This is a genomic window from Corallococcus sp. 4LFB (assembly GCF_046520365.1).
Taxonomy (GTDB): Bacteria; Myxococcota; Myxococcia; order Myxococcales; family Myxococcaceae; genus Corallococcus; species Corallococcus caeni.
This window is the reverse complement of record NZ_JBKGHJ010000109.1, coordinates 1-19,250: the sequence shown is the minus strand read 5'-3', so window position 1 is coordinate 19,250 and position 19,250 is coordinate 1. Positions and strand designations below refer to the sequence as shown.

Annotated in this window: 15 protein-coding genes and 2 pseudogenes; 12 read left to right on the top strand and 5 right to left on the bottom strand. The window is 69.4% G+C overall.

Going from position 1 to position 19,250, the window contains the following annotated elements:
* The coding region (locus tag ACLEQD_RS14435) for a serine/threonine protein kinase (protein ID WP_410384471.1) at positions 1-1,029 on the bottom strand (1,029 nt) is incomplete at its 3' end.
* A gap of 124 nt (positions 1,030-1,153) precedes the next feature.
* On the opposite strand from ACLEQD_RS14435, the gene ACLEQD_RS14430 reads away from it, so the two are divergent.
* Entirely contained in the window at positions 1,154-3,115 is a 1,962-nt protein-coding gene (locus ACLEQD_RS14430; RefSeq protein ID WP_410384469.1) for an ABC-F family ATP-binding cassette domain-containing protein, read from the top strand.
* 4 nt (positions 3,116-3,119) lie between these two features.
* Here the strand turns inward: ACLEQD_RS14430 and gspC are convergent, their stop codons facing one another.
* The 3 genes from gspC to ACLEQD_RS14415 all read right to left on the bottom strand — a co-directional run bounded on the left by gspC (position 3,120) and on the right by ACLEQD_RS14415 (position 7,125).
* Positions 3,120-3,965 (bottom strand): type II secretion system protein GspC, encoded by an 846-nt coding sequence (gene gspC, locus ACLEQD_RS14425; protein WP_410384472.1) that lies wholly within the window; start codon positions 3,963-3,965, stop codon positions 3,120-3,122.
* Positions 3,966-4,133: 168 nt separating this feature from the next.
* Entirely contained in the window at positions 4,134-4,832 is a 699-nt protein-coding gene (locus ACLEQD_RS14420) for a zf-TFIIB domain-containing protein (protein WP_410384467.1), read from the bottom strand.
* 49 nt (positions 4,833-4,881) lie between these two features.
* Complete coding sequence (locus ACLEQD_RS14415; RefSeq protein ID WP_410384465.1) at positions 4,882-7,125, bottom strand: ATP-binding protein; 2,244 nt, start codon at positions 7,123-7,125, stop codon at positions 4,882-4,884.
* A 352-nt stretch (positions 7,126-7,477) separates the two neighbouring features.
* Here ACLEQD_RS14415 and ACLEQD_RS14410 point away from each other — a divergent pair, with 352 nt between their 5' ends.
* The 6 genes from ACLEQD_RS14410 to ACLEQD_RS14385 all read left to right on the top strand — a co-directional run bounded on the left by ACLEQD_RS14410 (position 7,478) and on the right by ACLEQD_RS14385 (position 13,951).
* On the top strand, positions 7,478-9,211 hold the full coding sequence (locus tag ACLEQD_RS14410; RefSeq protein WP_410384464.1) for a tetratricopeptide repeat protein: 1,734 nt from the start codon (positions 7,478-7,480) through the stop codon (positions 9,209-9,211).
* Entirely contained in the window at positions 9,175-9,687 is a 513-nt protein-coding gene (locus tag ACLEQD_RS14405; protein ID WP_410384462.1) for a lytic transglycosylase domain-containing protein, read from the top strand. Before ACLEQD_RS14410 ends, ACLEQD_RS14405 begins: the two co-directional genes overlap by 37 nt.
* A gap of 78 nt (positions 9,688-9,765) precedes the next feature.
* Positions 9,766-11,208: a hypothetical protein gene (locus ACLEQD_RS14400; protein WP_410384460.1), complete on the top strand. Its 1,443-nt coding sequence runs from the start codon at positions 9,766-9,768 to the stop codon at positions 11,206-11,208.
* 149 nt (positions 11,209-11,357) lie between these two features.
* Positions 11,358-12,506, top strand: a complete 1,149-nt coding sequence (locus ACLEQD_RS14395; RefSeq protein WP_410384459.1) for a hypothetical protein — start codon at positions 11,358-11,360, stop codon at positions 12,504-12,506.
* A gap of 3 nt (positions 12,507-12,509) precedes the next feature.
* Positions 12,510-13,544, top strand: a complete 1,035-nt coding sequence (locus ACLEQD_RS14390; RefSeq protein WP_410384458.1) for a serine/threonine-protein kinase — start codon at positions 12,510-12,512, stop codon at positions 13,542-13,544.
* A gap of 26 nt (positions 13,545-13,570) precedes the next feature.
* Complete coding sequence (locus tag ACLEQD_RS14385) at positions 13,571-13,951, top strand: VOC family protein (protein WP_410384456.1); 381 nt, start codon at positions 13,571-13,573, stop codon at positions 13,949-13,951.
* Between the two features lie 11 nt (positions 13,952-13,962).
* Here the strand turns inward: ACLEQD_RS14385 and ACLEQD_RS14380 are convergent, their stop codons facing one another.
* Complete coding sequence (locus ACLEQD_RS14380) at positions 13,963-14,907, bottom strand: hypothetical protein (RefSeq protein ID WP_410384454.1); 945 nt, start codon at positions 14,905-14,907, stop codon at positions 13,963-13,965.
* A 153-nt stretch (positions 14,908-15,060) separates the two neighbouring features.
* Here ACLEQD_RS14380 and selA point away from each other — a divergent pair.
* The 5 genes and pseudogenes from selA to ACLEQD_RS14355 all read left to right on the top strand — a co-directional run.
* Positions 15,061-16,453, top strand: a pseudogene (gene selA, locus ACLEQD_RS14375) (L-seryl-tRNA(Sec) selenium transferase).
* Complete coding sequence (locus ACLEQD_RS14370; RefSeq protein ID WP_171414316.1) at positions 16,450-17,043, top strand: HNH endonuclease; 594 nt, start codon at positions 16,450-16,452, stop codon at positions 17,041-17,043. Before selA ends, ACLEQD_RS14370 begins: the two are co-directional and overlap by 4 nt.
* Before the next feature lie 112 nt (positions 17,044-17,155).
* Positions 17,156-17,452, top strand: a pseudogene (locus ACLEQD_RS14365) (MinD/ParA family protein); the annotation flags it as partial.
* A 76-nt stretch (positions 17,453-17,528) separates the two neighbouring features.
* Entirely contained in the window at positions 17,529-18,200 is a 672-nt protein-coding gene (locus ACLEQD_RS14360) for a MinD/ParA family protein (protein ID WP_410384452.1), read from the top strand.
* The coding region (locus tag ACLEQD_RS14355; protein WP_410384450.1) for a DnaJ domain-containing protein at positions 18,197-19,250 on the top strand (1,054 nt) is incomplete at its 3' end. The genes ACLEQD_RS14360 and ACLEQD_RS14355, both read left to right, overlap by 4 nt.

Below are 19,250 nucleotides of genomic sequence, written 5' to 3'. Positions count from 1 at the left end.
CCCAACCCGCGCGGCTGCCTCGACGCCCGCGCCCGGACGGCTGCGGCTGCCGGTGCCGCGCTCGGTGCCCGCCGTGCCGCCCGTGGGGTGCGCGTCCAACTCGTCGGCGGACAGCCCCTCCACCGCGTCCAGCAGGGCGTCGATGAACTCCTGCGCGTTCTGGTAGCGGTCCTCCTTCTCCGGCGCGAGCGCCTTGGTGAAGAAGGCGTCCAGCTCCGGCGGGACCGGCGCGCCCTGGCGCTTGCTGTTCACCGGGGGCACGGGCTGCGTCAGCGACGCCGTCAGCGCCTTGCGCACCGTGTTCGCGCCGTAGGGCGAGCTGCCCGTGAGGCAGAAGTAGAGCACGCCCGCCATCGAGTAGAGGTCGGAGCGCTGGTCCACGGACTCGCCGCCGGCCTGCTCGGGCGGCATGTACTGCGGGGTGCCCAGCACCTGGCCCGTGGAGGTGAGCTGCTCCTCCTCGTCCTGCTCCAGCGCCTTCACCAGACCGAAGTCCAGCACCTTGACGAAGTCCTTCCCGTCGAGCGCCTGGACCATGATGTTGTGCGGCTTCAGGTCGCGGTGGACGCAACCCTCTTCATGCGCGTGCGCCAGCCCCAGCGTGGCCTGCTCCAGCAGGTTCACCGCGCGGCGCAGCGTCATGGGCCCTTCGCGCTTCACCAGCTCCTTGAGGCTCTCCCCCTTGAGGAGCTCCATCACGTAGTAGCAGGTGCCGTCCGCGGCCCGGCCGAAGTCGAAGATGGTGATGACGTTCGGGTGCCTGAGCCGGCTGGCGATCTCCGCCTCGCGGCGGAAGCGCTCGAAGAACTGGGGCGCCGCGGCGAGCGACGGGTTGAGCGTCTTCACGGCCACCGGGCGCTGCACGGACGTCTGGGTGGCCCGGAACACCATGCCCATGCCGCCCTGACCCAGGACGCTCTCAATCTTGTAGCGGCCGTCCAGGACCTGGCCCAGGAGCTGGAGGCTCTGCGCCGCGCACAGGTGATCTTGACCTTCGGTACTACCGCAGTGGGGGCAGGGGGCGGCCATGGGTGCCGGGAGTATAGGCAAGCCCCGCCTTCCGCCCAACCGGGGAGATGTGCTCCCTGAGCAGTCAGGCAGGCATCAGAACCGTTCCCGTAGGGCTTGCCGGCTGTTATCTCCCCCCTCCGCCATGAGCCTCGTCATCGCCCAGGACATCAGCCTCGCCTACGGAAAGAAGGTCCTCTTCGACGAGGACAATTTCACCCTTGGTCCCAGGGACCGGGTGGGCCTGGTGGGGGCCAACGGGACGGGCAAGTCGTCCCTGATGAAGATCATCGCCGGGGTGAGCCAGCCGGACGGGGGCACCGTCCAGTACAGCCGCCGGGCCCGGGCGGGGTACCTGCCCCAGGAGATCGCCGGCCTGCCGGAGGGCACGGTGGTGGAAGCCGTCATGAGCACCGTGCCCGGCCGGGAATCGCTGGAGTCGCGCCTGAAGGACACGGAAGGCGCGCTCGCCCAGGCCACGGACGAGGAGGAGCAGCTGGAGCTGGCGCAGACGCTGGCGGACCTCCACGCGGAGCTGGACGACTTCGAGAACCGCTACGGCCGGCACCACGCCGAGCGCATCCTCAAGGGCCTGGGCTTCAAGGACGCGGACCTGTCCAAGCCCACCCAGGCGCTCTCCGGCGGCTGGCGCATGCGCGCGGCGCTGGCGGGCCTGCTGCTCCAGGACCCGGACCTGCTCTTGCTGGACGAGCCCACGAACCACCTGGACGTGCCCACGCTCGCGTGGTTCGACGGGTTCCTGCGCCGCTCCAACAAGGCGATGGTGCTCATCTCCCACGACCGCGACTTCCTCAACCGGCAGATCAACCGGGTGGTGTCGCTGGAGCTGGAGGGCGTGCGCGAGTACGCCGGCAACTACGAGGACTACAAGCGCCAGCGCGCGGAGGAGATGGTGCTCCTCCAGGCCCGGGCGGAGAAGGTGGAGCAGCGCCGCGCGGAGCTGCAGGGCTTCATCGACCGGTTCGGCGCGAAGGCCACCAAGGCGAAGCAGGCGCAGAGCCGCGCGAAGATGCTGGCCAAGCTGGAGAAGGTCCAGATCCTGGAAGAGCGCCAGACGATGAAGTTCCGCTTCCCGGAAGTGGAGCGCTCCGGCCGGGACGTGGTGTTGATGGAGGGCATCACCAAGCGCTACGGCGCGCTCACCGTCTACGACGGGCTGGACGCGCGGCTGGAGCGGGGCCAGCGCATCGCCGTGGTGGGCGCGAACGGCGCGGGCAAGACGACGCTGCTCAAGATGGTGGCGGGGGAGCTGGCGCCGGACACCGGCAAGGTGTCCCTGGGGCACAACGTGGTGGTGGGCTACTACGCGCAGCACCACGCGGACAAGCTGGACCGCCACAACACCATCATCGAAGAGGTGCGGCCCCTGGCGGCGGACAAGCCGGAGAGCTACGTGCGCGGCGTGCTGGGCGCGTTCCTCTTCAGCGGCGACGACGTGGAGAAGCCCATCGGCGTGCTGAGCGGTGGCGAGCGCGCCCGCGTGGCGCTGGCGAAGCTGCTGCTCATCCCGTCCAACTTCCTGCTGATGGACGAGCCGACGAACCACCTGGACCTGGACTCGTCGGAGATGCTGATTGAAGCGCTGAAGCTGTACGGCGGCACGCTGCTGTTCGTGAGCCACAACCGCAGCTTCATCAACAACCTGTGCACGCACGTCTGGGAGGTGGCGGACGGCAAGCTCACGTCGCACCCGGGCAACCTGGACGAATACCTCTACCACCAGGAGCAGCAGCGCCTGGCGGCGGAGGGCGCGGACCCGGGCGCGTCGAACGGGAAGGGCGCGGCGGCAGGCACAGGGCCGGTGTCGGAGAAGGAGCGCAAGCGCCAGGAGGCGGAGGCGCGCCAGCGCAGGTCCGTGGTGGAGGGCCCCATCAAGAAGGAGATCGCGAAGCTGGAGGAGCGGATCGCGAAGGTGGAGGCCGAGCAGAAGGAGCGCGAGGGGCAGCTGGCGGACCCGGTGCTCTACAACGACTTCGCCCGGGCGAAGCCGCTGATGGACGCGCACCGTGCGGGCAAGGAGGAGCTGGAGGACCTCTATGCCCGGTGGGAGGCCGCGCAGGAGAAGCTGGCGGCGGCGCAGGCGTAGGGGCCTACTGGACGTCGAAGACCATCCGGACCGGGGCGCCGCCGCGTTCGATTTGCAGCTCGACGCGCCGGGCGTCGCGCAGCGTGTGGAAGGCCTCCAGCGCCTTGTCGGGGCTGTCCAGGTCCAGGCCGTTGATGCGCTGGAGCATGTCCCCGTTGCGCAGCCCCAGCCGTGAATAGAGCGAGCCTTCACGGATGGAGAACAGCTTGAAGCCCACCGCGCGGCCGTCTCGGAAGGAGGGGACGACGCGCGCCTGCATCATCAGTTGATCCAGGTGCGTGAGGGCCTCGGTGACGTCCTCGCGGGGCACGGCGTAGGTGTCCGCGCCCGTCTCGCGGATGCCCCGGCCCAGGGCGGCGCCGGGCTGGATGTTCACCGGAACGGGCGCCACGCTTCCCGTGCCGTCGATGTATTCGAGCCGCCCGTCCACCAGCAGCAGGATGCGCTCCCGCTCGATGGCGAAGACGCGGGCACCCTGGAGGGTGTCACTGACCATCAGGCTGCGCGCGCTGCCGGCCGGAAGCTCATGGATGGAGGCCATGGACCACCGGGGATCCTGTGACACCAGGGTGCCCAGCAGCCGGATGCCCAGGGTGCTCCGGCGGAGGTCCGGCGGACGATCCGGCTCCACCCTCACTCCGGTGACGAACGAAAGGCCGGTCAGTTGCGCCAACCGCGTCGCATCCAGCGCCGGAGCGGGAGCGGCGTTCGAAGGCGCTGGAGCCGCGGCCCAGGTGTCCCGGACTCCAGGCATCACCAGGACCGCGAGCCCTTGATTCACGATGAGCGCGGCCGTCAGGGCACACGAAAAGACAAGCAGGACGGACAGACCCTGGATGGACCTCTGCATTCCACGGTTCACGCAAAACCTCCCATGCTGGAACAGGGAGGCCTTGAGCAAGACAAAGGCCAGAAGGGGAGGGCACCGGGCTTCAGAGGGAGCGCCCACCGGGCTCAGCCTGTCGCTGGACCGCCTGTCATGAAAGGCGGTGCCAGGAATGACAAAGCGACATGACCGCTACTTGAAGATCTTCGACAACAGCCACACGACGGCGGACTCCGCGGCGCTGTTGTTCAGGTGCCGCGCGCGGCGGCCGTAGGTCTCGCTGGGCTGGGCCTTGGTCAGCTCGTCCGTGTAGGGCGCGGAGCCTTCCGGCGCGCAGCTTCCACAGTACAGCCGCTCCTCCCAGACGAAGCCGTAGCGCGCATCCATCCGCCGACCGCACGTCACGCAGGCCGGCTCGTCGCCGATGAGCACCCTGGGCAGCAGGTTCAGGCTCCGCCGGTCCTCGTACTCGTGCTCGAAGTCGGCGGTGGGCGGCGGCTCGGGGCGGGGCTCCGGCTCCGCGGCCTTCTGGAGCCGGGCCAGCTCCTCCGCGTCCAGGGCCACGCCCCGGCACTTCCCGCAGACATCCACCGCCACGTCGCGCAGCTCCACCTCCGGCAGCGGCGCCGCGCCGCACGTGGGGCAGGTGGGCGCCTGACGCCCGCAGGACGGACAGCCCGGGACGTACTGGAGCGACGCCTCACAGCCCTTGCACCGCCCGGGCCTGCCCTTCGCCTGCTCGAAGACGGCCGTCAGCGTGGGCGCTCCGACGACGCGCGCCAGCATCTCCTCCTCGAACCAGGCGGCGCCGCACGCACCGCACTCGTCGCGCACCAGGCCCCGGGAGTAGGTGTTGCGCATCGGGGTCTGGCAGTAGGGGCACGCCTGCATGGCGTCCGCCAGCCTACCGGGTCTTCCCCGGAAACGGGATGCCGGGGGCTCACCCCGCGCGGCGGCGCTTCTCCTTCTTCGGCTTGGGCTCCGGCGGCTTCGGGGCGGGCGTGGGTTCGCGCAGCTCCTCCGGGACGGGCAGGGCGGGCTGCGAGGGGCGCGTCGGGGGCGCGGGCGTGCCCTCCGGCAGCGCGCCGTCCACCGGCTCGGCCGGGAGCGCCGGCAGCCGGATGATGAACGCGGTGCCTTCGCCCACCTTGCTCTGCACGCTGATGCTGCCGCCGTGGTTCTTCACGATGCGCTGGCAGATGGCGAGCCCCAGGCCCGTGCCCTTCTGCTTCGTCGTGAAGAAGGGCACGAAGATGTGCGGCTGCTGATCCGCCGGGATGCCCGGGCCGTTGTCGGAGACGCGCACCTCCACGAACTCGCCGGCCGCGCTGCGGAAGTCCGCGAAGCGCTCCGGCTTCTCCGTGCGCACCGTGATGCGGCCCGGCTGCGGCCCCAGCGCCTGCACCGCGTTCTGCACCAGGTTGATCAGCACCTGCTTGAGCTGCTCCGCGTCGCCCTCCGCGCGCGGCAGGCGCAGGTCCAGCTCCACCGCCAGCTCCGCGGTGGCCGGCATGTCGTTCTGGATGAGCCGCATCGTGCGCGTCACGACCTCGTTGAGGTCGGTGGGCCCGAAGCTCTGCTTCAGCGGCCGGGAGTAGTCCAGGAACGCCGTCACCACGCCGTTGAGCCGGTTCACCTCCTCCACGATGACGTCCAGGAACTCGCCGTCCTCGCCCGGCAGCCGCTTGGGGTCCAGGCACTGCGCCGCCCCCTTGATGGCGCCCAGCGGGTTGCGGATCTCATGCGCCAGGCCCGCCGCCATCTCACCCAGCGCGGCCAGGCGGTCGCGCTCGCGGATCTTCTCGTACAGCTTGGAGTTCTCCAGCACCGTCGCCATCCGCTCGGAGACCTCCAGGATGAGGGCGATCTCATCCGACGCGTACGCCTCCGGCACCCGTTCGTCCCACAGGTTCAGGAAGCCGATGACGCGGTCGTTGCCCAGCAGCGGCACGCAGATGCCCGCCTTCATCTGGAGCAGCGCGGCGCGCGTGTCGTTGAGCCGCTTCAGCTCATCGCGGAAGCGCTTGCCCTCCACCGCCTGCACCCGCATCACGGAGATGCGCCGCTCGATGTTCTCCAGCAGCACCGCCTTCTGCCCGCTGGCCACCGCGAACAGCACGCCGCGCGCGGCGGCCGTGTCCAGCAGCGCCACCGGCAGCGGCCCGCGCGAATCCAGGAGCCGGTACCCGGGCCGGTCCTCCGCCATCAGGTACACCGACGCGTGCGTCACGCGCCCCGTCTCGTGCAGCGCGTCCAGCACCACGCGCGCCAGCTCTGAAATCTCGATGACGGACGCCATGCGCACGCGCAGGGTGCTCAGCGTGCCCAGCAGCGCGAAGCGTTCACGGAAGAAGATGCGCACCACCATCTCCTCCACCTTGGTGCGCAGCGGATCCAACAGGATGAGGATGACGAACGCGGCCACCACCGTGTTGAAGACGAACAGCGACGTGTTCTCGTCCACCCACGCGGTGAGCACCGTGAAGACCGCGGCCAGGATGATGGCCAGCACCGTCTGCGAGGCGATCTTCCCCAAGAGCTCGTGCAGGTCCATCAGCCGCAGCCGCAACAGCGTCTGCGCCAGGAAGAACAGGTAGAGCGTCGCGAAGACGGGCCCCAGCGTGGGGAACGGGATGTCGTAGCGCGACAGGAAGTCCAGCCCGTTGAACACCACCGCCGCGCCCGCGCCAATGGCCAGGTACGCCAGCCGGAACTGCTCGATGCGCGACTCCGTCGTGCGCACCCGGTGCACCAGCAAGGACACGGAAGTGAACAGCGTGCCCAGCACCCAGGCGCCCATTGCCACCCGCGCCCAGGCCTTGTCCGCCAGGGGTGTAACGGCGACCGTCAGCCCCAGCACGCCGGACAGGAGGGCGAGCCGCCGGCCGACCTGGTGGGCGCTCTTGCTGACCCCCAGGAACTCGAGGAAGAAGGCGACCGCCGCCCCGGGCACCAGGGAGACGACGAGCACCGTCGCCCCCAGCGCGATGCGCGACACCCAGGGGTAGTCCTGGGCGGGGAAGATGCTGTGGAAGAAGAGGCTGAGGTAGTACCCGGCGACCGTCAGGGTGAAGACGGAGTAGAGGGTGAGGACCCGGGGCCGTCCGGGGCGCAACAACATGGACACGCCCAGCGCCAGACCGATGATGGAAGCGAGCAGTGCGCTCTGGGTGCGGATATCCATGTGCAGGCGGACAGTCTAACCTCTGTCAGGGGCTGGAAATTTTCCATCCATCCCCAGTTGTCCTCGGGCGTGCCCGAGCGCATCTCCCAGGGTCCCCGAGGCCCCCGCGAATGAAAGTGTCCCTCCAGCATCTCGCCCTCCTCGCCTCCGCGGCGCTGTTGTCCGCGCAGCTCCCGCCCCCGCCGACCCCGCTCCCGCCACGGCTCCGGCCGCGACGGCTCCGGCGCCGGGCTCCCCAGGCTCCCCAGGCTCCGATGACGACACGGATCAGGCCCCCACGACGCGCACGGACAGCGCGCCGTCGGAGGCGCAGCTGACGCCGCCGCCGGACGCGGACAAGGCGCCGTCGCCGGTGGGCTACGTGCAGGTGTTCAACCCGGCCTTCCCGGGCATCGCGCCGCCCACGCCGGTGGTGCACCGCGGGCGCCGCTACGGGCTGGAGGACCTGACGCCGTACTTCGCGGACGGCAAGAAGCGGGACGCGAAGGACGCGTTCGACAAGGGCCAGTACACCCAGGCGCGCACCCTGCTGGAGGGCGAGGGCGACAGCCCGCCGGTGCGCTACCTGCGCGCGCTGTCGGCGGTGCGGGCCGGGGACGACCAGGCGGCGGCGGCGGAGATGGCCGCGCTCGCCAACGACTACCCGGCGCTGAAGGACCGCTGCCTCACGCACGCGGGCGTGGCGCTGGAGTCCCAGGGCCGGCTGGACGCCGCGGCGGCGAGCTTCAAGCAGGTGCCGGAGGGCTCGCGCATGTACGTGGACGCGCGCCTGGGCCTGGCGCGCGTGCTGCGCAAGAAGAAGGACTACGACGGCGCCATGGAGGCGCTGACGCCGCTCACCCAGCGCATGATGACGGGCTGGGGCCGCAACGTGGGCGCGGAGGCGCTCATCGCCACGGCGGACCTCGCGGTGGAGAAGAAGGACAAGGCCGCGGAGCGGGCCGCGCTGTGGAAGCTGTGGGCCAGCCAGCCCCTGTCGCCCATCGTCAATCAGGTGGAGAAGCGCCTCAAGGGGCTGACGCCGCCCATGGAGGCCAGGGTGGGCCGCGCGGAGGCGCTGATTGAGGCGCACCGCAACAAGCAGGGCATGGCCATCCTGGAGCCGATGCTCAAGACGCTGAAGCTGCCGGACGCGCTCGCGTGCCGCGCGCACTTCGCCTTCGGCAAGGGGCAGCGCAAGGAGCGTCAGCACACCGCCGCCATCCAGGTGCTCACGCCGGTGGCGGAGCAGTGCAAGGACCGCGACCTGCTGGCCCGCGTGCTGTACGTGCTGGGCTCGTCGCGCTCCATCGTGGATCAGCAGCACGGCCCGGACACCTACGAGCGGCTGGCGAAGGAGTTCCCGGACCACTCGTTCGCGGACGATGCGCTCTTCTACGCGGCGGACCTGTACGTGAAGACGAACCGCCCCAAGGACGCCATGGCGCGCCTGGACCAGGTGGCCCGGCTGTACCCCAAGGGCGACTTCCTGGGCGAGGCGCTCTTCAAGGCCTTCTGGGTGGCGCGCACGTCGAACGTGGAGGACGGGGGCTTCTCCTTCCTGGACCGCATCGAGGAGCAGTTCGCCAACGCGGACGAGTCCTACGACGTGGAGCGCGCGCGCTACTGGCGGGCCCGCACGCTGGAGGAGCGCGGCAACATCCAGGGCGCCGCGGAGCTGATGGAGAAGCTCGCGGTGGAGCACCCGGCCACGTACTACGGCCTGATGGCGCGCTCGAAGCTGGGCGAGCTGGACCCGAAGCGGCTGGAGCGCGTGTCGGCGTCCATCTTCGACGTGCCGGAGGCCGCCAGCCCCTGGCCCATGTTCGCGGGCCCCATGGGGGACGACCCGCACTTCCGCGCGGGCGTGGAGCTGCTGCGGCTGGGCTTCCCGGACTCCGTGTCGTCGGAGCTGATGCTGGTGAACCGCACCAACCAGCCGCCGGAGTCCATGCGGCTCCTGGTGATGGTGCTGTCGCAGTCCGGCGACGCGCGCTCGGCGCACGCCATCGCGCGGCTCGCGCTGCGCAAGGACCTGAGCGGCCGCATCACCGCGCAGACGCGGCCGGTGTGGGAGGTGGCTATCCCAACGCGTTCCGCGACCTGATTGAAAAGCACACCGCGACCGCGGGCGTGGAGCCGGACCTGCTCCAGGCGCTGATGCGCGAGGAGAGCGCGTTGGATCCCAAGGCCCTGTCCTGGGCCGGCGCCATGGGCCTCACGCAGCTGATGCCGTCCACGGCGAAGGGCGTGGCGCGCGAGCTCAAGGTGAAGAAGTTCACCGTGGACTCGCTGCTCCAGCCGGAGCTGAACATCCGCTTCGGCGCGCACTACCTGGGCGGCCTCATCAAGAAGTTCAAGGGCCACACGCCCTACGCGGTGGGCAGCTACAACGCGGGCTCCGGCGCGGTGAACCGCTGGCGCGCGGCCAGCCCGGACCTGCCCCTGGACGCGTGGGTGGAGGAGATCCCCATCGCGGAGACGCGCGGCTACATCAAGCGCGTGCTGCGCTCCTACAACACCTACCAGCTCCTGTACGGCCGCGCGCCCAAGGTGCCGGTGATGCCCAGTGCATCGCGTTAGTGTGTAATCCTGGCTGAAGCCTGAATTCACGCATTCTTTGTGGAGGGGGAGGGGCGGGCCGTGGTTTCGTCGGCCGCCATGCTCCCCCTCCTGACGAGAATCGCTCCCCTCGCGGTCGCGCTGTTCACCCTGGTGGGCCTGTGCTTCCCGGCGCAAGCCGAGGCGCAGGCCTGGTCGCTGACGAAGGCGCAGCGCCAGGCGTTCCTGCGCCACTACGCGCCGGTCATCTTCAAGCGCGCGAACGCGGACGACGGCAAGCACGGCTACGACTGGCTGACGAGCTTCGACTTCGACCAGGACGGGGACTTCTCCAACAACAAGCTGCACTGGAAGCAGATCAACCAGTACGTGGACGCGTCGCGCACGGGCCCCAGCGCCTTCGACAAGTGGCGCATCCGGCCCACGCTCTACACGTCGCTGATTGAATACATGGACGGGGGGAAGAACCTCGTCCTCGTGTATCACCTGTATCACGCGCTGGATAAGAACGCGGCGGGCAACTGGCAGCTCCACGACTGGGAGCGCGTCGAGCTCCACCTTCGCAACGTGGTGGGCAACCCGGGCAGCGGGGAGTCCGTGGCGTTCGCGGTGGTGACGCAGCACAAGCGCAACGTGGTGCGCCGGCAGGGCAGCACGGACCTGAACTTCATGCAGACGGGCACGGGCAGCCACCTGCTCATCTGGCAGGCGGAGTGGTCCGACAAGCTGCTGGCGCCGCACGGGCAGGAGCTGCGCTTCGTGACGGAGCCGTATTCGTTCTTCGCGGGCCGGATGGCGTCGGGCGGGAAGGCGGAGGCGGACGTGAACAACGACGACGGGCGCAAGAAGCTGCACTTCGCGTTCGTGCCGGAGGACGACGCGGCGGCGGTGGCGGCGTTCAACGCGCAGCCGGTGCGGTACTCGACGGCGGACGCGCAGGCCAGCCGCTACGACAACGGGACTTCCGCCAACTGGCCCGCGGTGAAGCGCGTCACGTATGAGCTGCAGGATCTGGCGGACATCCTGCCCACGCACTGGGAGTTCGGCGGCTACGCGACGCACTGGCTGCCGGACGCGCCGCGCTTCTTCTACCTGGAGAGCCCGGTGGTGAACGAGGCGGGGCAGGCGGAGGTGAGCGCGGGCATGCAGCGCTTCTTCGCGAAGACGCGCGACATCGAGGGCCAGGACGACCGGGAGGGCTACCCCTCGAAGGCCTGGTTCTTCGGAACGTTCGAGCTCAACGACAAGGCGTCCGACACGGGCGGTGGCGGTGGCTCGTTCGGCGACAAGTCCTGGGCGAGCACGGTGGTGGACTCGCGAGGCCAGACGCGCGCGAGCGCCAGCGGCTACCCGGCGTCGGCGGGTTCCTACTGGTGGCAGCACGACTACTTCGTGCACTCGGGCGTGACGGATGACACCGACGGGCAGGAGCAGGGCTTCTGGCTGCAGGGCGGGTGGTATCTGCCCCAGAACGGCGGGTTCGACGGACGCTGGGTGCAGCTCTTCGACGACCGGCCAGGCAAGGAGTCTGGCGAGTACTGAATTGGTCCTGATTGCCGGGGGGCGGCGGAGCGAGAAGCGGCGCTCATGCCCTGCTGGCCGTGGGCGAGGTAAAGGGCTCGGGGGCAGGGATAGGCTGATAGGTTTAGGGCGCAATTCCCCCCCTCGTTTGCGTGAAGGAACAACACGCCATGAGCCAGCCCAGCTCCCCCAGCCCTCAAGCCATAGACCTCAACCGCACCGCCGTGGAGATCGCCCCCGAGACCTTCTGGGTCGGGAAGCGCGAGCCCGGCGGCATCTTCTTCGCCAACCCGTACCTGCGCCGCTTTCGGGGCACGGACGCGCGGACGAAGAAACCCGCTGAGTTCAACCTCCTCATCGACCCCGGGTCGAGCAGCGACTTCTCCACCATCCACACGAAGGTGGTGTCGCTGATTGGCGGGATGGACCGGCTGTCGGCGCTCTTCATCAACCACCAGGACCCGGACGTGGGGTCCTCGGCGAACATCATCTCCGCGCGCTACTCGCCGCGCGCGAGCATCCTGTGCTCCGAGGACACCTGGCGGCTCATCGTCCACTTCAACCTGCCGCGCAACCGCTTCATCCCGACGGAGAAGTTCACGACCGGGCTGAGCGTGCCCACGGGGCACAAGCTGTTGCCGGTGCCGTCACCCTTCTGCCACTTCCGGGGCGCGGTGATGCTCTACGACCCGCAGACGCGGGTGCTCTTCACGGGGGACCTCTTCGGCGGCCTCACGGACAGCAAGGCGCAGGGCCTGTGGGCGGAGGAGTCCGACTGGACGGGCATCCGGGCGTTCCATCAAATCTACATGCCGGTGAACTCGGCGCTGGTGCGCGCGGTGGCGGCCATCCGGAAGCTCACGCCCGCGGTGGAGATGATCGCCCCGCAGCACGGCCGCATCATCCGGGGCAAGCTGGTGCACCAGTTCCTGGAGCGCATGGAGCGGCTGCAGGTGGGCCTGGACATCATCGACGAGGCGCAGGACCGCACGCACCTCCAGGCCTGGAACTCGGTCATCGACCGGGTGCTGGCGCTGGCGCGCGGCTACCTGGGCGACTCCGTGGAGGCGAAGCTCACCGCGAGTGACGCGCTGTCGGACACGGCGAAGTTCAACGGCCCGCGGCTGGAGGTGACCCGCATGGGCAAGTGGACGCTGGAGCACGTGGTGGAGGTGCTCTGCCAGGGCGAGCCGTCGGAGATCTCCGGCCCCATCATGGTGGAGGCCACCATCGCCGCCGCGGAGTACAACCTGCCCACGCCTCACCTGGACATCGAAGGCGCGGGTGCGCCGGCCCCCGTCTCGCTGCTGGAGTCGTGACGGGTGGCGCCCAAGGACCGAGACAGCGGAGGGTTGACCTACCTGGGCCCGCAGGCGCTGAACGCGCGGCCGGGCAGCGCCGTGGCCGAGGACGAGCTCGGGCCGACGCTGCCGCAGATGCGGACGCCCGTGTCTCCAGGCGGGACGTGGATCCAGGGGGCCGTGACGCCAAGGCCCCACGTGCCCGCGAACCAGGGGCTCGTCCCGGGGCAGGTGGTGGCGGGGCGCTACCGGGTGGAGAAGTGGCTGGGCGTGGGCGGCACGTCGGCGGTGTACCAGGCGCTGGATTTGAAGAATCACCAGCGCGTGGCGCTCAAGGTGCTGGCGGTGCCGCACGCGGACGAGGCGATGGTGACGCGCTTCCGCCAGGAGGTGGAGCACGCCCGGGCGCTGGAGCATGTGAACATCCTGCACGTCTTCGACGTGGGGTCGGAGGGGGACAGGCATTACCTGACGGTGGAGCTGCTGGAGGGCAGGGACCTGCGGCAGGTGATGCAGGAAGGGCGCCCCACGCTGGCCAAAGCCTTGCGGTGGCTGACGCACGCCACGGTGGCGCTGGAGCACGCGCACGCGCACGGCGTGCTGCACCGGGACGTGAAGCCGGGGAACCTGTTCATCACGCGCACGGGTGTGCTGAAGCTGATGGACTTCGGGCTCGCCAAGAGCGCGCACGTGATGGGCAACACGGCCCAGGGCGCGACGCTGGGGACGCCGGAGTACATGGCACCGGAGCAGGTGACCGGGGCGGAGGTGTCACCGGCCACGGACCTGTATGCGTTAGGCGTGGTGGCGTACGAGCTGCTGACGGGGCAGTTGCCGTTCCGTCATGCGCAGCCCGTGCCGCTGATGCTGATGCACGTGCAGGAGGCGCCGGTGCCGCCGAGAAAGGTGCGTCCAGAGCTGCCGGAAGCTTTCGAGCAGGCCGTCCTCAAGCTGATGCGGAAGCGGCCGGAGGAGCGTTACGCCAGTGCAACAGTGCTGCGCGCTGAACTGGCGAAGCTGTGGCCGCTGGCACTCCAGCGCGGGCGCGCGTTATAGCGGGCTCCTTCCGCAAGGGGCCCGCCATGTCTGTCAAATTCAACCACACGATCATCCACGCGAAGGACCAGGTCGCGTCCGCGCGATTCCTCGCGGAGCTGCTCGGACTGCCGGAGCCCACGCGCTTCGGGCACTTCCACGTGGTGAAGCTGTCGGATGGGGCGTCGCTCGACTACATGACCACGCAGGACGCCATCTCCGCCCAGCACTATGCGTTCCTCGTCACGGAGGGGGTCTTCGATTCGCTGATCGCGAAGATCCGCGACCGGAAGATCCAGCACTGGGCGGACCCGTTCGGCCGGCAGGAGAACCAGATCAACACCCATGACGGAGGTCGCGGGGTCTACTTCCAGGACCCCAGCGGCCACTACATGGAGGCCATCACCGTGCCCTACGGCGGCTGGTGACGTCTCGCGAATCAGTCCCGCAATCTCTTGCGAGGTTCTGGACAGGCGCCACCGGAACCCTCGAATTCCGCTACGCCAGATTTGAAAACCGGCAAGCCTGGCGGACATGTGAAGATAATTCGTGCCCGCATGTCTCTGTATGAGATGATGTGCCACATTGTGGCAGCCTCACGTAAGAGCGCTCGGGCCTCTGCGGCAAAAGTGCGTGACACGCGATCAAGTCCGCGCACTCCGATCAGCGTTCCTGGGGCGCCCACAGCGGTCTCGCAAAAGAAGATAATGCTTTCGATTCCATCCGAAGCTCGGCGCGCGGTAACGACGGTCTCCCACTTGCGCGAAGCTGCCTGCGCATCATCACTTCCTTCTTGATGCGAAATCCTCGCCTCCGGCCAGCGTTCATCGATACATGCACGCACAGCGTGAGACAGCCAGGTCGAGTCCGCTGGCACAAGGGCTGAGTACACTCCTCTCTGGAGGGCGCCCCTGCTTCTCAAGAGAGCAAGATTCGTAATCTGGTGACGCCTGAAGATGGCGTCGCAGAAGCACTGAATGACAAATTCAGTAAAGGCGTTCGGCCTGGGCTCGCAGGTAATGATGTCTACATCCGTCAGTCCATTGAGAAGGGGGATGAGAAGCGCGCCCACCGAGCCCTCTCCATTGGCGTCGGAAACCAGTCCTTCTCGATAGGTCCGGTGCTGCATCTCCACGGTTGCTGAGATCGTAACATGCCTGGGGTACTCCTTGAGCCCCTGTCCGCCCTCTGAATACACGTCGAGATCGATGCCGCAAACAAGTCGCGGCCATCGTTTCCTCAGCGAACGCACAAATCGATGGATGATCCACTGGACGCCGTCTGCCAATGCGAAATCGTTATCAAATCCAGACATATTGCCTCTCGATGGCCTTGCTTCGGCCATGGTCTCGGGTTGCCATCCGTGGAAGACAACGATGCTCATCTGGTGGGGCTTCCCGGCACTTCCCAGGTAGTGCCTTCCGCGCGGAACAGAGGCGTTCTGCTCGTACACTTCCTGACGGGGTACCGATGGCGATGCCAGCTAGGCCCAAGCGATTGGCTCGGGATCCGATAGTCGGAGGTAGGCTCCGGCAGCATGGGCGCTGCATCGAACGAGGCTAAAGAGAAGAACGCACTTCTGCGCGGTCTTCCCTCCATCGAACAACTCCTGCGGCGGCCGTCGCTGGAGTCCCGACTCGCGAACCTTCCCCATGCCCGTGCGGTTGCCGCGCTGCGGCTCGCCGTCGAACGCGTGCGCTCCCGGCTCCTGGCCGGTGACTTGCGGCCCTTCGAGGACGCGGACGTGGAGACAGCGCTCGCGTCCCTGGCCACGCCGAACCTGCGGCCGGTGATCAACGCTACCGGCGTCGTGCTCCACACGAACCTGGGCCGCGCGCCTCTCGCCCCTGAAGCCGTGGAGCGCGTCGTCGCCGTGGCCCGGGGATACTCCAACCTCGAATACGACCTGGACGAGGGCGAACGCGGCAGCCGCTACGCGCCCCTCATCGGCCACCTGCGCACGCTCACCGGCGCGGAGGACGCCATCGTCGTCAACAACTGCGCGGGCGCCGTGCTGCTCGTCCTCGCCGCGCTCGCTTCCGGCCGTGAGTGCGTCGTGTCCCGAGGCGAGCTCGTCGAAATCGGCGGTGGCTTCCGCATCCCGGACGTCATGCGCCAGTCCGGCGCGAAGCTCGTCGAGGTCGGCACCACCAACCGCACCCGCCGCGCGGACTATGCCAACGCCTTGAGCCCGGACACCGGCCTCATCGTGAAGATCCACCGCTCCAACTTCGCGCTCGTCGGCTTCACGGAAGAGGCGTCCCTCGCGGAGCTCACCGAACTGGGACGCTCCCGTAACGTGCCCGTGTTCCAGGACCTGGGCTCCGGCGCGCTCGTGCCGCTGTCCGGCCCGGGCCTCACCCCGGAGCCCACCGTGGGCCAGGCCATCCGCGACGGCGCGGACGTCGTTGCCTTCTCCGGCGACAAGCTCCTCGGGGCCCCAGGCAGGCGTCATCGTCGGCCGCGCGGACCTGCTCCAGCGCATCAAATCCCACCCGCTCACACGCGCGCTGCGTGTCGACAAGATGACGGTCGCGGCCCTGGAGGCGACGCTGGAGCTGTACCGGGATGGCCGCCCGGAGGCGGTCCCCACCCAAAGCCTGCTCACCCAGCAGCCAGCTTTGTTGCAGGCCCATGCCGAACGGCTGGCGGCCCTGCTCGCGGCGCGCGGCGTCGGGGGCCGGGTCGTGTCCGTGGATGGACAGGTGGGTGGAGGTGCCATGCCCCTGTCCCGGTTGCCTTCCTACGCTTGCAGCCTCACCGTAGAAGCGCCGAAAGTATTCCTGGAACGTCTGCGCGAAGCCGAGGTGCCCGTTATTGGCAGGATTGCGGATGACGAGGTCGTTCTCGACGTCCGGTGTCTCTCAGAGGAGGACCTGGGGCAGGTCGCGCAGGCTGTGGCGGCCGCCCGTTCGGGAAACCAGCCATGATCAACAGCGCCGTGCTCGTTTTAAACCGGTACTACCAGCCGGTTCACGTGACGTCGGTCAAACGGGCTTTTTCCCTGCTGTATCAGGGCGTCGCCAAGGCCATCGACGAGCAGTACCGCCTGTATGAGTTCGAGGATTGGGCCGCCCTCAGCGCCACCCAGGACAGCATCACCACCATCGACCGCACCATCCGCGTCCCGCGCGTGCTCGTGCTCGGCGCGTATGACCACCTGCCGCGCGCCAAGGTGCGCTTCTCTCGCCTCAACATCTACGCGCGCGACAACGACACCTGCCAGTACTGCGCGAAGCAGCTGCCCCGCAGCGACCTCAACCTGGACCACGTCAACCCGCGCACCCAGGGGGGCAAGACGACGTGGGAGAACGTGGTGTGCTCCTGCGTCCCCTGCAACCTGAAGAAGGGCGGCCGCACGCCCGAGCAGGCCGGCATGCGCCTGCTCAAGAAGCCCGTGCGCCCCCGCTGGACGCCGCTGTTCCGAGGCGCCATCCGCAAGGTCACCTACCGCGAGTGGCTGCCGTTCCTGCACCTGGCGGACGTGTCGTACTGGAACGTCGAGTTGCTCGACGAGTGACGGCGGACGGCTCCCCGGCCGCCTGCTCCCCGAGCCTCCTGGCGCCGGGCGCGGGCCCCGGGGCTGGCCGTGAAATGGCGGGGTGTCGACTCGGGCGGTAGGACGGGCTTTGATGCGAGCCTTCGTGAAGCCCGCCCCCTTGCCTCCATCCGCTCCCGCCTCGCTTGCTGGCGCTTCGCCGCGTGAGGCCAATGACGTGTCGCCCGCAGGGCCCGCGGGCCTCGCGCGGCGCGCCCGCTCGCGGCGGATCATCGCGGTGGGCGGCGGCAAGGGCGGCATCGGCAAGTCGATGGTGTCCGCGAACCTGGGCGTCGCGCTCGCGCAGGCCGGCCACAAGGTGCTGCTCGTGGACGCGGACCTGGGCGGCGCCAACCTGCACACGTGCCTGGGCGTGGGGCCTCCGGAGGCCACGCTGTCGGACTTCCTCCGGCGCGGGAAGGCCAACCTCGAAGAGGTGATGGTCTCCACCGGCGTGCCGGCTGTCGTTGATCGCCGGCGCGCAGGACTCGCTGGACGCGGCGAACCTCAAGTACGCGCAGAAGCAGAAGCTCCTGCGCACGCTGCTGTCGCAGACGACGGCGGACTACCTCATCCTGGACCTGGGCGCGGGCACCAGCTTCAACACGCTCGACTTCTTCCTCATCGCGGACCACGGCCTGCTCGTCGTGCTGCCGGAGCCCACGTCCGTGGAGAACGCGTACCGCTTCGTCAAGGCGGCCTTCTTCCGCATGCTCCAGCAGACGGAGGCGCGCTACGGCATCCAGGACCTCGTCGAGGGCGCGCTGTCCACCCGCGAGGGCGCCCTGCGGACGCTGCACGACGTCGTCGCGCAGGTGCGGCGCAAGGCCCCTTCGGACGCGGAGCGGCTGGAGCGCGAGCTGGCGGCGTTCCGCGTGCGGCTGGTCGTGAACCAGGCGCGCACGGACGCGGATGAGAAGGTGGGCGCCGCGATGGTGGCCGCGTGGAAGAAGTTCTTCGGCATCGACATGGATGACCTGGGCGCCCTGCGCTACGACGACGAGGCGTGGCGCGCGGTGCGCAAGCGCAAGCCGGTGCTCATCGAGCGGCCCGACGCGCCCGTGGCCCAGGGGCTCCAGCGCATCGCCGCGCGCATCCTGACGCTCGACGGCCCTTCCCCCGAGTCCGCCATCCCATGAAGCCCTTCGCGCAGCAGACCTACTACGAGCTCCTGGAGGTGCCGCCCACGGCCTCCGACGCGGAGATCCGCGCGGCCCACGAGCGCCTGATGGAGTTGTATTCACCGGACTCCATCGCGGTGTACGCGCTGGGGGACCCGGACCAGGTGGCCGCGCTGCGTGAACGGATGAACGAAGCGATGGAGATGCTTACCGACGCGGACCTGCGCGTCGAGTATGACCGCTCCATCGGGCTGTCCACGGAGCGGCTCGCGAAGGCGGCCGTGACGGCGGACGCCGCGGACAAGGTGGACTCGGCCGCGCGGGTCGCGGAGGCCCTGGCCACCGCCGCCGCGGCGCTGGCGAAGGCCGCGGGCGCGGTGGACGCCGAACGGTTGGAGGCGGAGTCGCGGCTGAAGGCCGCGGCGTCCGTGAACGACACGGAAGGAGAGGCGCCGCGCGCGAGCGAGACGCCCGGAAAGAGCGAGGAGCGGATGCGGGGTGAGGAGTCGAAGCGGCAGGAGTCCTCGGGGACGGACGCTCCAGGCGTGCCCCCCGAGCCGGTGAGGGTGGGGGGCGTGGCGGTGGTGGAGGCCTTCCGGGCCTCGTTCACCCGGAGCCTGTCGTTCGTCTATGTCCCGGCGGTTCCGCTGCGTGGGCAGGGCAGGGGAGCCGCCGAAGCTCCGGCGCCTGCCTCGGACGTGAAGCCGTCCGGAGCCGAGGGCGTGGCACCGCAGGCCGTGGAGGCCGAGGCGTCCAGCACGTCCGCTCCCGCGCAGGACGTGGCGGCGCAGGACTCCGCGGGCTCCACGGTGGAGGCTGACGAGGCCGCCACCGCGCCCGTGGGTTCCCCGGTGGACCCGGACGCGGTGGGTACGGGGGCCACCGGCGCCGCGCCGGTCGCTGACGGATCCGCCACGGCCCCGGAACGCGCGGAGGCTGCCCCTGCTCCCGCCGTCTCGAGCCCGCCGGTCTCCGAGGACGCGCCCCAGGCTCCCGCCGTCGAAGCCTCGACGGAGGCCCCCGGCCTCGCGGCCCGCTCCAGAGGCCAGCGCGGTGACGGAACCTCCG